The sequence below is a fragment of the Novosphingobium pentaromativorans US6-1 genome (assembly GCF_000767465.1).
GTDB classification, from domain to species: Bacteria; Pseudomonadota; Alphaproteobacteria; order Sphingomonadales; family Sphingomonadaceae; genus Novosphingobium; species Novosphingobium pentaromativorans.
In genome coordinates this window covers 110,697-124,342 of sequence record NZ_CP009292.1, presented here as the reverse complement: position 1 = coordinate 124,342, position 13,646 = coordinate 110,697, and the positions used below count along the sequence as shown (strand labels likewise).

The following is a 13,646-nucleotide window of genomic DNA, read 5'->3' as shown; positions in this document are numbered from 1 at the left end:
CCCCCCGTGTTGCCTCACCGAAGATTGTTACCGGGCTGAGCGGTTGCGAGGTGCGCCCTATCTCCACCCGCCGCGGCGGGTGCAGATAGGGCGAAGCCCTTCATCCAGTCACCATTGAGGATGATCTGCCCGGTGATTTCCGCGCGCCACGCCTTCACGGCTAATTGCACCGTTCGCTCGCTCTTCTTCGTGAAGCGTGACGGATCGGCGCTCATAAGCCGCTGCAACACTGCGGCTGCCGAGAGCGTCGGGTCCGCCGCGATCCACGCGCGGATTTGCGCCTCGAACGGATCGAGCATGCTCGGCCTTTTGGGATAGGGCTTGGTTCGCCGATAGGGACGCCGATGCGTGGGCCGCGTCTCGCCCGCCTGCCAGGCTGTCTCCAGATTGACGGCAAAGCGCTGCAGGTCGACAACGACCGGCTCCTCAGGCTTGGCATTCAGCCCGCGGCGATCGACGCGTTTCCCCAGATCGTCTTGTGCTGCCCGGATGCCTGCGAACAGCATCACGGGATCGGCCATTTCCAGCATCCGGCTCAGCCGCTCTTTATCGGGCGCGGCTACATCGGGATGAGCCAGCACGCGCGCGGCCGGCGGCGTGGGCGGATGATAGCGTTTGATGATGCGCGCACCGATCCGGGTCTTCTCCCGCAGTTTGAACGAGGGTTGGAACAGATTACCGTGCAGCCGCACCACATCGTACAAGCGGCTGAGCGCCGCTGTCGCCTCCGCTCCCACGAACCTGCCGTAGCCCACCAGGCGCCGGACGATGGCGCCGTTCTTCTGCTCGACCCACGCCTGATCATTCTTGCGATAGGCCCGGGAGCGCGTCACCTCCAGACCCTGGCTTCGGCACCAGCAGACCACGAGTTCATTCATGAAGGCGCTGTCATTGTCGAAGTCTACGCCCAGGAGTGGGAACGGAAAGAACCGCTGCGCTTGCTGGATCGCCGCAACCACCAGGCTGCTGTCGCGACTGCGGACCGGCACGCATTCGGTCCACCCCGTGGCGATGTCGGTCAGCACCATCGTTTGCACGAAACTGCCGGAGGAAGAGGTGCCGGAATGCGCCACGAAGTCGACCTCAACATAACCGGGCACAGGATCGTTCCAGTCCCCGAAGGTGCGGACCGGAACCGACCGGCGCACTGCGGAGCTCATGCCGGTCCGACGCCGCCGCCCGCCGCGCGCGACAATACGCACCTCCGACAGCAGCCGGTCCATCGTCGCCGCGCTCACCGTGAGCAGCTTGTCGCGCAGCTCGGCACTGACGTCGAGCCGGTCGTGCCGCTCGAGCGCCGGTAGCAGAACCGGGATCAACGGCTTCAGGCGCTTTGAGCAGAGGCGATCCGACGCCTCCCACAACACCACCAGCGCCTCGCGGACATCGCCGCCGTAACGGATCGCCTGACGCCGGTCGCGCGGCGGCTTCGTCTCGCGGCGTCCAAGCACGCGGATCGCGTGCTTGCGATGATAACCGGTGACCGCAACAAACTCGTCCAGGATCTGCTGCTTGCTCGCCCGAGAGCATGATCGATACCGCTCGATAATCGCCCCCACCAACTCCGATCGTGTCGCCATGCTGATCCGCCTGCCCATCCGACATCCCCGATCCAGGGTTACAGAACAGCCTCCATCCCCCTCGGGCCCGCAGTCCTACCGGTAACATTCTGCTTGAGGCAATGCGGGGGTCAAATCCTCAGTTCGTTTGACATCTGAGGGAGTTTGGACAGATCATGCCGCAAAGGGCGGCAAACCCAACGCGGTTGATTTCCATCGTCGAGGATCCGGACAGTGGATTGCCCAGGGATGCCATCGCCACTCTACAGGTGCTGGTTGCAACCCTTACCCATCTCGATGCTGGAGCTTGGCAAGCTCGATGCCGAGATCGTCCGGCGATCCAAGGAGAATGATGTCGCGCGTCGGCTCATGACTGTGCCAGGCATTGGGCCGCTGATCGCGACGGCCATTACGGTCCTGGCTCCGGCTTCCGAAACATTCAAAAAGGGGCGGGACTTTGCGGCATGGCTTGGCCTGACATCTCGGCAGCATTCGACAGGAGGCAAGCAGCGCACGACGAAGATGGGCGAACGATCGTTGCGGCGCCTTCTGATCATCGGAGCCAACAGCGTGATCATCAAACGACATGTCCATGCCAACGCCAAACCGGGCACATGGTTGGGCGGGATGCTGAAGCGCAAGCCACCAATGTTGGTCCGTGTGGCGCTCGCCAACAAAATGGCGCGGATCCCTTGGGCCTTGATGATGCGGGGCGGAGTTTACCAGTCTCCGGTCGCGGCTGCATAAGTCAGCTTCAGGTCGCGAGGGCGTCGGAGCGTAGGAGGGCGAGGAGCAGTTTGGCGCAACGGTCATGAGACGGGATCGGGAAAACCAGGGTGCAACTAAGTGCCTTCGAGCACGCGGCATTGATCTGGACCAGACCTTCGAACACCATACGGGCCCGCGGCATCTACCCCGCCGCAATCGAGGCCAGATACATGTCAGCACCCGACAACGCGTCAAAGCAGCTCAAATATCTCTTGTGCATGGGGCGGTGATACATGTTGCACAAATGAGAGTTCGTTTCAGTTTCCCGCTTTGAAGGGCGAACATTGTGCGACCCGCTGAGTTTCGGGCGCTCCAAGGGCAGTGAAGCGGTTGAGGATGGCAGCACGGATTTGTAGCTCGGCGACTTGTCGATCGAACTCTCGCGCCATGACCCGCTCGCCGAGCAGCTTGAAGCAATGCATTTTGGTCTCGACGCGGCTACGCTGGTGATAGCCACTTCAGCGTTTCCAGATTACCTGGCCAAGGCGGCGTGTTGCCCGAACGGTTTCATCGCGGCGCGGACGCCAAACGTGCTTTCGAGCCATGGCTTGGCGTTACGGCGGGCGGGCTCCGCGCCTCGCCCAGCGCCGGGTGATCTTGTTCTTCTGGCCTACGCAGGCCTCGTCCTGGAACCAGATCTCTATGGGTATGCCTTTCGGGAGGGCTGCCCTGACCTTTGCCAACTCGGCAGCGAAGCCCCCTTTTTGAAAGCCTCCATCGCATGCTCGTTCTGGGCGTGTGGTGGCGCGGACGCGCGGTAAGCTTCACGTAGCCCAGCTTCTTCAGTTCCCGGCTGACATTGGTCTCGTCGAGCGACACGGAAAATTCGTCATGGAGCCACTGGACCAGATCGACCAGGCGCCAGCGCACAACGGCATGGATGGTCGGGATCGTGCCGCGTTCGACAATATCGACCAATGCCTGGCGCTGAGCATCGTTAAGCCACGAACGGGGGCCGGGTGCCTTGCCACCAAGCAAGCCGTCCGGGCCACGGGCATTGAACCGCAGCACCCAGTCCCGCACAATCTGAAGGCCGACACCACCGATCCGCGCCGCCGCACTCCGGCTCCTGCCATCGTAAATCTCGGCCAGTGCCAAAAGCGACGCGCTTGGTTCACGTGCTTCGTCGTCCGCGACAATCGGCGCAGCGACGCACCGTCAAAATCGTCCCGCGAACCAATCGCTGTTCCCATGCCGCCGTTCTCCAATCTGAAGGCGCCATTGAGTCAGATTTCGGCAGCTTTGGGATTCCCCCCGTGAGTCGCCCGCCGCGCAGGTTGGTATAACAGACTGGATTCACGCTTGGAATCCCACCGTGATTTGCGCACCAAGGCCTGGAAGAAGTTGAATTTGTCGCCGATGTCAGGCGGAGTGTGACGAGCGGCGAAGCTCGCTCTATGGTGACCGGACGCCCCAGCAGTTCAATCGAGCAACGCCCGTGGAGTACTCACAGGCACCACGGCACAGCCAAGAACGAAAAATTGATTTGACATCACATATGATGATGTATCATGTGACTCCGAACGATAAGGAAAAGGTGCGCCGCAAGGAGCGCCTGACGAAGTTCATGCAATGAGAATCACGGGAGAGCTGACATGTCGGCGCTTAAGGAAACCCAACCCGGAGGATCGGTTCCGTTGGGGATAGTGCTGTCGCTGTGCAGTGTACCGGCAGTTATGTCGGCGATCGTCCTTGTCCCGATCGTCCCTCAATTGTTCCAACAGTTCGCCGGCGTGAAAGACGCCAATTTCTGGATACCAGCACTGGTTGCCGTGCCTGGCCTGTGCACCGCCCTTCTCTCACCGCTTGCTGGCTATCTCGGAGACAAGATTGGCCTCAGATGGCCCATCGTCATCAGCCTCTGCCTGTTTTCCCTTTTTGGCGCCATGCCGCTAATATTGAACGATTTTGGAACCATTCTGGCTTCCCGGATCGCGCTTGGTGTCAGCCAAGTCGTGGCGCTGGTGCTGTCCATCGCGCTCATCGGTCAGCTTTACCAGGGCGCTCCCAGGGACAAATGGTTGGCAATCCAGACGGTGGCCGCAACATCCTCGTCGCTCGTGGTACTGCCGCTTAGTGGATTCATGGCGGGAACCGCGCTCGGATGGCATGGCTCGTTTCTGTTGTTTCTGAGTGGGTTAGCACTGGCGGCGGCCGTCGCATGGCACACACGCGGCATCAAAACAACGGCGCACACTGCTGCGAGCCACACAGATGCGCAAACGCCCTGGGCATGGTTACTCTGTTATTGCGTGCTCACGTTGGTTGTCGGGGTCTTCTTCTTTACGACGCAATTTCAGTTCGGGCTGGCGCTTTCGACCGCCGGCGCCAAGGACAGCGGCCAGATTGGCCTGCTCAGCGCGATCGCCGCCGTGGGCATCATGCTCGGCTCCGCCCTATTCGTGCAGATGAAGCAGTTGCTTGGGCGACTGTTGCTGCCTTGCGAGTTGCTGCTGTGCGGCATCACACTAACGCTCATGCCGCAATTCCCGGCAATCGCACCGCTTGTCGTACTGGCCTTTTTTAACCTGATGGCATGCGGAATGATGTTGCCAACCCTGGTGACGGCAGTGGCCGAACGAATGCCAGACGAGGTGCGCGGACGCGGCCTCGGCCTGTGGAATTCATCATTCACCTTCGGCCAATTCCTAAGTGCGGCTGTCGTCGGCATGCTGTTGAACAGAGCAGGCACAAGTATACTCGATGCCTTTGCCGTGCTCGGCATCGTGGCGCTGACAATGAGTGCTATTGGCATGGGCTCGGTTCTGTTGCGCCGTTCTGCGAAGTCTGAAACTCGGGCACACCCGGTCAAGCAGTAAAGGTTAATAAATATGCAATTATCCGAACGAGACATCACCACCCGCGAAGTACTCGACTGGAAAGGCATTCACCTTTTCCATGCGCCCGGATCATCCTGTTCACAAAAGGTCCGGATCTATCTGAACATCAAGGATGTCGAGTGGACATCACACCCGGTCAACCTCATGTTGAAAGAGAATATCTCCAGCTATTATCTGGGCATCAATCCGCGCGGGCTGGTGCCGTGCCTGATCGATGATGGCGCGGTGCATATCGAGAGCAACGATATTCTCGTCCATCTGGAATCGCGCTTCCCCGAACCATCGCTGATCCCCGCCGAGCACAACGACAGCGTGAGCGACCTGCTGCGTCATGAAGACAATCTGCACATGGCGCTGCGCACCGTCACGTTCCGGTTCATGATGCCGACGGACGAACCGCCCAAGACCGCACAGGATCTAGAGCGCTATGCAAACCAAGGTTCCGGCACAGTAGGCGGCGTCGCCGATGCAGCGCGCGACAGGGAAATCGCCTTTTGGCGCAACATGCTGGACGGCGGCATTTCCGACGAGGCCGCACGCGCCGCTGTCGCAGAATTCCGCGCAGCCTTCGAAGACCTTGAACAGCGCCTTGCCGGTTCATCCTATATTCTGGGCAATCAGCTGTCCGTGCTCGACATCGCCTGGGTGATCTATGTCAATCGGCTCGCTCTTGCCGGCTATCCCTTGGAGCATCTACATCCAAGACTTGCGGCGTGGGCCGCCACCCTGAAATCCGATCCCGCCTTTGCTCCTGAAATGGCCCTGCCCCCGCCGTTTGCCGCGCGAGTTGCGGCGCATCAGGAAGCCCTGGCACAAGCAGGGCGGAGCCTGTCCGAAGTCTGCGGCTTGACGACATAGACCCGTGCGGCCCGTTATCTGAAACGACCAATGCGCAAAGTCATAAAGGGCGCCACCATTTTCGATGGCTCGGGCGAAGCGCTGTACCGGGCCGATGTGACGATCTCGGATGATCGCATTCAATCCATCGATCGTAGCGCGGCAACAGTGGCGCAGTCGGATGACCATGTGATCGATGCGGCCGGCATGACATTGATGCCGGGGATGACGGAAGCCCATGCACATCTCGATTTCGGAGCAAGCGTGGGGCGCATTCCCGCCAACACGTTCGCCCTGTCACCGGTGGACCGTATGCTGGGTGCAGTCTATGCGGCGCGCGTCCTGCTCGATCACGGATACACATCGGCCTACTCGGCCGGGACCTTCGCCGACAACCGCGCCGATATCCTGTTGCAGGCGGAAATTGAGGCAGGCCGCCTTCCCGGCCCGCGACTGCGCTCCAGCTGCGGCCAATGGATGCCGGCATTCATCGACCCGGAAAACAAGCTGCCATTCGGCATCATCGACCGTAGCCACCGGGAATCAAACCCCGCCGCCGTACGCGATGCGGTAAAGGCGCTTGCCGACACCGGCATTCAAAATATCAAGATCGGTCTCAATGGCGAAAGCAGCCTGATCCATGGCACTGCGCGCAGCCTGATGTTCTACGAAAACGAGCTGGAAGCCCTGATGGAGGTCGCGCGCGATTGCGAGCTGGACACCAGTGCCCATCTCTATTCCGACCAGGCGCTCCGCATGGCGCTGCGCCACGGCATACGCCTGCTGTACCACTGTGCCTTTGCCTCCCCGGAGACAATCGAATTGATGGCCGAACGGCGCGACGAAATATTCGTAGCGCCGGGACCGGGCATTCTACTGACCACGATCGAAGGTTCAGGCCTTTCGTCCTAGGAAATCGCCAATATGGAAGTCCGGTCGACCTATGAAGCAACGCGCCGCGTCATTCCCGCGATGCGCAAGCTGGGGCTACGCATTCTGCCGGGAGGTGACTATGGCTTCGCCTGGAACCCCATCGGCCGGAACGCACGTGATCTGGAATTGCTCGTGCGCGACTATGGCTTCACGCCAGGTGAAACGCTGCATGCCGTCACTGCGCTTGGCGCTCAGCTCATGCACCGTGGCGGCGAACTCGGCCTAATCAAGGAAGGCTATATCGCGGACCTGTTGCTGGTCGCAGGGAACCCTGTCGATGACATCACGATCCTACAGGAAGCGGACAAGCTGACCATGGTTATGAAAGGCGGAACCGTGCATAAAGCGCCAGCCAACCACGCCCATGCCTAATCAGGGCTGATCAGGCCGCGTCGACGGGAGAAGCGCTGCCAAAGGCCGCGCGCACATCTGCGATCAGCGGTTCGGGCACATCGCCTCGATGCACCATTTCGATCTCAAGCGATGGACAGTAATCGTCTATCCCGACAAACCCGAGCCCCTTCAGGTGAAGGCGCGCGAGCGACGCCGGGGCCAATACGATACCCAGTCCAGCGGCAGCCATGCTGGCGGCAGTGATATAGTCTGCTGTTGGTATCACAACTGGTTGCGCAAAGCCCCCCAGCTTCGCCAGATTATGGACATGTTCGATCAAGCCGACATCTTCGCGAAACTGGGGTACGACGAAAACTTCGCTAGCCAGCGCGCTGGCCCGCACGCTGGTTCGATCACAAAGGCCATGCGATTTGGCCATGCCGAGCAGGATGCCCTCGCTGTGCGCACGCTCATTCAGGCACCAGGCCGGATAGCTTGACCGTGGCCGCAGAAAGCCGACGTCGATAATGCCCTGCTCCAGCGCGGCAAGCTGTTCGGGCGTTTCCATCAGTACCGGCCTCACCTCCAGCCGCGGCCTGCTTCGCGCCAGCCCCTCGATCACGTTGATCAGCAATCCGGTCAATGCCGCGGAGAAGACATAGCCGAGCCGCAGCGGCCCAGATTCCCCCCTGCCGAAGTCATGGCCCAGCCGCTCGGCGCGGCGCAGCTGATCCAGCGTCTCACGCGCGACAGGCAGGAAGAGACTGCCCGCCCGCGTCAGTCCGATATCCATCCGATTTTCGCGATCGATCAGGGTCAGGCCGAGCTGCGCTTCCAGCCGCTTGAGGCGCTTGCTCGCGACCGATTGCGCGATGCCGACGCGATCGGCCGCGCGCAGGAAATGCCGTTCTTCCGCTATGGCGACGAAGGCTTCGACATCCAGGCCATTGATCATCACATCATTCCAAATCGCAATTGATTGCGGCAATATGAAACATTGATAGAATTACGCTGGCCGTGTCAATCAACGGATCGCCCAACAGATTGGAAACAGGCCACCATGACATCGTTTCAATGGGAAGACGCTTTGCAGATCACCAGCCAGCTCAACGAAGATGAGCGGCTGATCGCACAATCGGCGTATGTTTTTGCGCAAGATCGACTGCAGCCCCGCATCGCCGATGCTTTCGAGCGGGAGCATTGCGACCCGGCCATCTTCCGCGAATTCGGCGCACAGGGGCTGCTCGGCCCTACCTTGCCCGAACAATATGGCGGCGTCGGCGCATCCTATGTCGCCTATGGCCTGATCGCGCGCGAGATCGAGCGGGTCGATTCCGGCTATCGTTCGATGATGAGCGTCCAGTCGAGCCTGGTCGCTTTCCCGATCTATCAATATGGCTCGGAAGCACAACGGCAGGCCTATCTGCCCGGACTGACCGCAGGCAGTTTGATCGGTTGCTTCGGACTGACCGAACCGGATTCAGGATCGGACCCCGGCAGCATGCGTACCGTCGCGCGCAAGGTTGCTGGCGGCTATTGCCTGACCGGCAACAAGACCTGGATCACCAATGCGCCGATCGCCGACGTTTTCGTCGTGTGGGCCAAGTCCGAGGCACATGGTGGCGCCATTCGCGGTTTCATTCTTGAAAAGGGCATGACGGGCCTTTCTGCGCCCAAGATCGCCAACAAGCTGAGTCTGCGCTCATCGATCACCGGCATGATCAACCTCGACGATGTAACTGTGCCGGAAACCGCGCTGCTGCCAAATGTCGAAGGACTGAAAGGCCCCTTCGGCTGCCTGAACCGGGCCCGCTACGGTATCTCCTGGGGCGCGCTTGGCGCAGCGGAATTCTGCTATGCCGCCGCGCGCCAATATGGGCTTGAGCGCAGGCAGTTCGGACGGCCGCTCGCCGCAACCCAGCTCTACCAGAAAAAGCTGGCCGACATGGTAACGGACATCAGCCTTGGCCTTCAGGCATCGCTGCGGGTCGGCCGGCTGATGGATGAAGGAAATTACGCGCCGGAGATGATCTCGCTGGTCAAGCGCAACAATGTCGGCAAGGCACTCGACATCGCCCGCGCGGCGCGAGACATGCACGGCGGCAACGGCATTTCGGGCGAATATCATGTCATCCGCCACATGCTCAATCTGGAGACCGTGAACACTTACGAAGGCACGCATGACGTGCACGCCTTGATCCTTGGGCGGGGCATCACCGGGCTTTCGGCGTTCTGATGGAGGCTTTGCCGCCCCTGCATGGCCTGAGGGTTGTTGAGTTCGCGCGGATATTGGCTGGCCCCTGGGCGGGACAGATTTTCGCCGATCTTGGCGCCGAGGTGATCAAGGTGGAAAGCCCGGCCGGCGACGATACGCGTCGCTGGGGTCCGCCGTTCGTCGAACATGAAGACGGATCGCGCGAGGCAGCCTATTTTCACGCGACCAACCGGGGAAAGCAGTTCGTCACCATCGACTTTGCGACACCGGAAGGCCAGGCCCAGGCGCGTGAACTTGCAGCCAATGCCGATGTTCTGATTGAGAACTTCAAGGTTGGCGGGCTGGTGCGCTACGGCCTCGATTACCCTTCCCTTTCCGCTATCAATCCGCGTCTGGTCTATTGCTCGATCACTGGCTTCGGACAGGACGGCCCCTATGCTGCGCGCCCGGGCTATGATTTCATCGCCCAGGGTCTGAGCGGGATCATGGACCTGACCGGAGAGCCGGACGGTCCGCCCCAGAAAATCGGCGTCGCCTATGCCGATATCATGACCGGACTCTATGCCGTCATCGCCATTCATGCCGCGCTGGCCGAACGCGAACGCAGCGGAATGGGACAGCAGATCGATATGGCGCTGCTCGACGTGATGGTCGGCACGCTGGCCAATCAGGCGATGAATTATCTTGTGTCGGGCGTCGCCCCAAGCCGCGCGGGCAATGTGCACCCGAACATCGCACCCTACCAATCCTATGCGACCAGCGATGGCTGGATCATCCTCGCGGTCGGCAACGATGAACAGTTCCAGCGATGCTGCGCGGTTCTGGGCGTGGAACCGCATGAAAATCTCGCCACCAATGCAGGCCGTGTAGAGCATCGTACGCCGATGAATACGATGCTGATCCCCGCCATAGCGGCGCGCCCGCGTGACGAGCTCCTCGCCGCCTTGACCGCTGCCGGTGTGCCTGCCGGGCCGATCAACTCTGTGGCCGATGCCTTCAACGATCCGCAAGTCCGCCACCGCGGAATGGCAATCGCCGTGGCCCAAAGCGACGGTGGCGCTGCCATTCCCGGTCTGCGATTGCCGATTGTCTTCTCGCGCTCGCCGCTGGCTTTCCCCTGCTGAAGGCAGGATGCCGGGTCAAATCTTTGTCCGGTCGGCGCCCTTGAGATGGAGCAGCCCGCGCGCTTCGTCCGGGGTTGCCGGTTCTAATCCCATTTCGCGAATTATGCGCACGATTTTCTCGACCTGCTGTGCGTTCGACGAGGCAAGCTGGCCCCGGCCGATGAACAGGCTGTCTTCCAGGCCGACCCGCACATTGCCGCCGAGTTGGGCCGCCATAGTGCAGACAGGCATCTGAAATTTGCCCGCGCCCAGCACCGACCAGACATAGTCGCTGCCGAACAGCCTGTCGGCGGTGCGTTTCATGAACATCACATTGTCCAGATCGCCTCCGATCCCGCCGAGAATCCCGAAGATCGACTGGATGAAGAAGGGGGGCTTCGCGATACCCTTGTCGGCGAAATAGGCCAGATTGTAGAGATGGCCGATATCATAGCATTCATGCTCGAACCTGGTGCCGTGGTCGGTCAGAAGCTCATAGTTGCGACGGATATCGGCGAAGGTGTTGCGGAAGATGAACTTCTCGCTGTCGAGAATATATTGATCTTCCCAGGGAAATTTCCATTCCTTCACCTTACGACCCATGTCGTGGAACGAGAAATTCATGCTGCCCATGTTGAGCGAACACATCTCAGGCGAGAAGGCGAGCGCACCCGCCAGCCGGTCCTCCGGCGTCATGTCCGGGCTGCCGCCGGTCGTCAGGTTGATGACCGCATCGGTGCCCTGCTTGATGATAGGCAGGAATTGCCGATAGACATCGGGGCTCCCTGTCGGCGCACCCGTCTCGGGGTCGCGTGCGTGGATGTGCAGGATTGCGGCACCAGCTTCGGCCGCTTCGATCGCCTGTGTGGCTAGATCGGCCGGTTTGTAGGGCAGCGCATCAGACAGGGTGGGCGTGTGAATGCCGCCCGTGATGGCGCACGTGATGATTACCTTATTGGCCATGTTTGGCACTCCAGCGTGTTTCTTTGAGGAATAGCGTCAGCGCGAGGGCGATCCCCATGGCCCCGAGCGGCAGCCACAGAATATGTTCGATCCCGAAACTGTCAGCGACATGGCCCGCAATGATCGGGGCCAGCCCGCCGCCGCCAAGTTCGCCGCAGGCAATGATCACCCCGGTCGCCGTCGCCGTCAGCGACGTCGGCACGGTCTCGGCGCAAATCGGTCCGACGGTCAGCGTGATGCAGGCGTTGTTGAACAGATGAACCGCCGCCAGCCAGACAAACAGCATTGCAGGGTCGCTGCCAGCGTGTGCCAGCATCCACAGCGAACCCGCCACACCCAGCGTGGAGCCGATCATCACCGGTTTACGCCCGGTGACATCTGAAAGTGTCGGCAAGACCAGAGTTCCCACTGTCGAGCCAAGACCAATGGCAGACATGATGCCGCCCATCTGACCCAGGCCGAGATGATGATGATCAATCAGATAACTGGGCATCAAAGCCGATGTAGTGATCAGGCAGGTCAGCCAGCACAGCATCAACGGCATCAGCAGGCGGATATTGCGATAGCGCAGGACCGCCTTCCAGTCGGCGAAACTGTTCCGCTCCTGATCCGGCGCGGCTGCTTCGGGAAGAAATTTCCAGACGGCAATAGTCAGCAACAGCCCTGGCGCAGCGAACAACACAAAGATCCACCGCCAACTCATATGTGGAAGCAATTGGCCGACAAGCCACGGCGCCAGCGCCAGTCCACAGAGCGGCAGCATCATCTGTTGAATGCCGATGTTGAGCCCATGGCGCTTGGGCGGAGAGGCCTCGAGCGTCGCCGAAATGCTGGGAGGGGTATAGGCGCCATCGGCCACGCCCATTACGATGCGGACAAGGACCAGCCCCATAAGGCCGGACGCAAGGCCGCTGGCACCGATCAGGAGCGAGAACAGCAGCATCGCGCCGGTTAGGACTTTTCGCCGCCCGATGCGGTCCGAGATATTGCCCATCAGTAGCGCAGACACACCCCAGGCAAGAGCAAGGGCACCGGCGATATAGCCGATATCGCTATAGTTGAGGTGAAGTTCCTTGGCGATCGTGGGGAACAGTGGGGAAATCAGGAAGCGATCTATCCCGACGAGGCCGAAACCAAGCGCCATCAGGCCGACAATCTTGAATTCGCTCCACCCTGTCCTGGCCGGGCTCACGCCCTGCCTCTTGCGGCGATCAGGTGATCGACCAGCCGTGCACGCAGGGCGGCCTGTTCCTCATCGCTCCATTGCTGGAACCCTTCGCCGGTTTTGAAGCCCAGCCGGCCCGCGCCGATAAGGTCGTCCAACAGGGAGTTGGGTGCCGCATCGCGATTGAGCTCGGGAATGATGGTTCGATGGATATCCCGCGTAAGATCGATCCCGACGAGGTCGGCATTTTCAAGGGGGCCAAGCACGGCAAGGCGCAGGCCAAAGCTGTTCTTCACACAATCATCGACGGTACGGGCATCGCATATCCCATCGGCCACCATGCCGATGGCTTCACGCCACAGGGCATGCTGAAGGCGATTGGCGACAAACCCGGCCACATCTTTTTTGACATGTGCAGGCTTCTTGCCAACGCTGGCCAGCAGCCGCATCGTTTCATCCACTGTGCCGTCAGACGTTTGCGGCCCCTGAATCACCTCAACCAGCGGCACCAGCGTTGGCGGATTCCACCAATGCGTACCAAGCATTCGGCCGGCACTGCCAAGCCCCGCGACAATCGAACCGATCGGCATGACCGACGTATTGCTGGCGAGAATGGCGTGCGCCGGCGCCGCCTGTTCGAGAGCGGAGAAGATGGTCCGTTTGATCCAAAGCTTTTCCGGAGCCGCTTCGGTCACGAAATCGGCCTTTTCCACCGCCTCGGTCAGACTGGAGGTTACCAGCACCCTGTCCGCCGATGCAGGATCGTCGCCCAGTCGCCTCAGACCAGCCCGGATGCGCGAAACAACAGTGTCCCTCACGGCATCGTCAGGTTCTTGAACCCACACGTCATGCCCGGCGGCAGCGAACACCTGGGCGATGCCCGCCCCCATCAAGCCGCCACCGATGACCGCAATGCGTTGTTTTGTCATC

Annotated in this window: 11 protein-coding genes and 3 pseudogenes; 7 read left to right on the top strand and 7 right to left on the bottom strand. The window is 60.8% G+C overall.

Going from position 1 to position 13,646, the window contains the following annotated elements; translation table 11 throughout:
* Positions 1–14: 14 nt before the first annotated feature.
* Positions 15–1,598 carry an integrase catalytic domain-containing protein gene (locus JI59_RS19265; RefSeq protein ID WP_007015845.1) on the bottom strand — a complete coding sequence of 528 codons (1,584 nt, stop codon included), beginning with the start codon at positions 1,596–1,598 and terminating at the stop codon, positions 15–17.
* Between the two features lie 113 nt (positions 1,599–1,711).
* Between JI59_RS19265 and JI59_RS19260 the strand changes: the two are divergent.
* Positions 1,712–2,306, top strand: a pseudogene (locus tag JI59_RS19260) (transposase); the annotation flags it as partial.
* 278 nt (positions 2,307–2,584) lie between these two features.
* On the opposite strand, the pseudogene JI59_RS26300 reads toward JI59_RS19260, so the two are convergent.
* Both JI59_RS26300 and JI59_RS28220 read right to left on the bottom strand, forming a co-directional pair.
* Positions 2,585–2,895, bottom strand: a pseudogene (locus tag JI59_RS26300) (IS5/IS1182 family transposase); the annotation flags it as partial.
* Positions 2,888–3,520: pseudogene (locus tag JI59_RS28220) on the bottom strand (IS630 family transposase); the annotation flags it as partial. The pseudogenes JI59_RS28220 and JI59_RS26300, both read right to left, overlap by 8 nt.
* 402 nt (positions 3,521–3,922) lie before the next feature.
* Here JI59_RS28220 and JI59_RS19250 point away from each other — a divergent pair.
* From JI59_RS19250 to JI59_RS25775, 4 genes are read left to right on the top strand one after another with little or no spacing between them, the layout of a single operon-like run.
* Positions 3,923–5,146 (top strand): MFS transporter, encoded by a 1,224-nt coding sequence (locus JI59_RS19250; RefSeq protein WP_039857625.1) that lies wholly within the window; start codon positions 3,923–3,925, stop codon positions 5,144–5,146.
* Between the two features lie 12 nt (positions 5,147–5,158).
* On the top strand, positions 5,159–6,025 hold the full coding sequence (locus tag JI59_RS25780; RefSeq protein ID WP_007014043.1) for a glutathione S-transferase family protein: 867 nt from the start codon (positions 5,159–5,161) through the stop codon (positions 6,023–6,025).
* A gap of 30 nt (positions 6,026–6,055) precedes the next feature.
* On the top strand, positions 6,056–6,916 hold the full coding sequence (locus JI59_RS19240; RefSeq protein ID WP_007014044.1) for an amidohydrolase family protein: 861 nt from the start codon (positions 6,056–6,058) through the stop codon (positions 6,914–6,916).
* 12 nt (positions 6,917–6,928) lie between these two features.
* On the top strand, positions 6,929–7,309 hold the full coding sequence (locus tag JI59_RS25775; protein WP_007014045.1) for an amidohydrolase family protein: 381 nt from the start codon (positions 6,929–6,931) through the stop codon (positions 7,307–7,309).
* A gap of 10 nt (positions 7,310–7,319) precedes the next feature.
* Here the strand turns inward: JI59_RS25775 and JI59_RS19235 are convergent, their stop codons facing one another.
* Positions 7,320–8,225: a LysR family transcriptional regulator gene (locus JI59_RS19235; RefSeq protein ID WP_052117999.1), complete on the bottom strand. Its 906-nt coding sequence runs from the start codon at positions 8,223–8,225 to the stop codon at positions 7,320–7,322.
* A gap of 105 nt (positions 8,226–8,330) precedes the next feature.
* Between JI59_RS19235 and JI59_RS19230 the strand changes: the two genes are divergently transcribed.
* Together JI59_RS19230 and JI59_RS19225 are read left to right on the top strand one after the other, a co-directional pair.
* Complete coding sequence (locus JI59_RS19230; protein ID WP_007014047.1) at positions 8,331–9,506, top strand: acyl-CoA dehydrogenase; 1,176 nt, start codon at positions 8,331–8,333, stop codon at positions 9,504–9,506.
* Positions 9,506–10,609 (top strand): CaiB/BaiF CoA transferase family protein, encoded by a 1,104-nt coding sequence (locus JI59_RS19225; RefSeq protein ID WP_007014048.1) that lies wholly within the window; start codon positions 9,506–9,508, stop codon positions 10,607–10,609. Before JI59_RS19230 ends, JI59_RS19225 begins: the two co-directional genes overlap by 1 nt.
* Before the next feature lie 15 nt (positions 10,610–10,624).
* Here JI59_RS19225 and kce read toward each other — a convergent pair whose 3' ends face one another.
* Genes kce through JI59_RS19210 form a run of 3 tightly spaced genes read right to left on the bottom strand, consistent with a single transcriptional unit; the run spans position 10,625 to position 13,645 of the window.
* Positions 10,625–11,551, bottom strand: a complete 927-nt coding sequence (gene kce, locus JI59_RS19220) for a 3,5-dioxohexanoate:acetyl-CoA acetone transferase (RefSeq protein WP_007014049.1) — start codon at positions 11,549–11,551, stop codon at positions 10,625–10,627.
* Positions 11,541–12,743 carry an MFS transporter gene (locus JI59_RS19215; RefSeq protein WP_007014050.1) on the bottom strand — a complete coding sequence of 401 codons (1,203 nt, stop codon included), beginning with the start codon at positions 12,741–12,743 and terminating at the stop codon, positions 11,541–11,543. The genes kce and JI59_RS19215 overlap by 11 nt, the downstream gene beginning before the upstream one ends.
* Positions 12,740–13,645, bottom strand: coding sequence for a 3-hydroxyacyl-CoA dehydrogenase family protein (locus JI59_RS19210; protein WP_007014051.1), 906 nt, complete (start codon positions 13,643–13,645; stop codon positions 12,740–12,742). The genes JI59_RS19215 and JI59_RS19210 overlap by 4 nt, the downstream gene beginning before the upstream one ends.
* Position 13,646: the final 1 nt, after the last annotated feature.

Coding starts and splice junctions, on each gene's coding strand:
- JI59_RS19265 (WP_007015845.1), bottom strand. CDS start 1,598: ATGGGCAGGCGGATCAGCATGGCGACACGATCGGAGTTGGTGGGGGCG.
- JI59_RS19250 (WP_039857625.1), top strand. CDS start 3,923: ATGTCGGCGCTTAAGGAAACCCAACCCGGAGGATCGGTTCCGTTGGGG.
- JI59_RS25780 (WP_007014043.1), top strand. CDS start 5,159: ATGCAATTATCCGAACGAGACATCACCACCCGCGAAGTACTCGACTGG.
- JI59_RS19240 (WP_007014044.1), top strand. CDS start 6,056: ATGCGCAAAGTCATAAAGGGCGCCACCATTTTCGATGGCTCGGGCGAA.
- JI59_RS25775 (WP_007014045.1), top strand. CDS start 6,929: ATGGAAGTCCGGTCGACCTATGAAGCAACGCGCCGCGTCATTCCCGCG.
- JI59_RS19235 (WP_052117999.1), bottom strand. CDS start 8,225: ATGATCAATGGCCTGGATGTCGAAGCCTTCGTCGCCATAGCGGAAGAA.
- JI59_RS19230 (WP_007014047.1), top strand. CDS start 8,331: ATGACATCGTTTCAATGGGAAGACGCTTTGCAGATCACCAGCCAGCTC.
- JI59_RS19225 (WP_007014048.1), top strand. CDS start 9,506: ATGGAGGCTTTGCCGCCCCTGCATGGCCTGAGGGTTGTTGAGTTCGCG.
- kce (WP_007014049.1), bottom strand. CDS start 11,551: ATGGCCAATAAGGTAATCATCACGTGCGCCATCACGGGCGGCATTCAC.
- JI59_RS19210 (WP_007014051.1), bottom strand. CDS start 13,645: ATGACAAAACAACGCATTGCGGTCATCGGTGGCGGCTTGATGGGGGCG.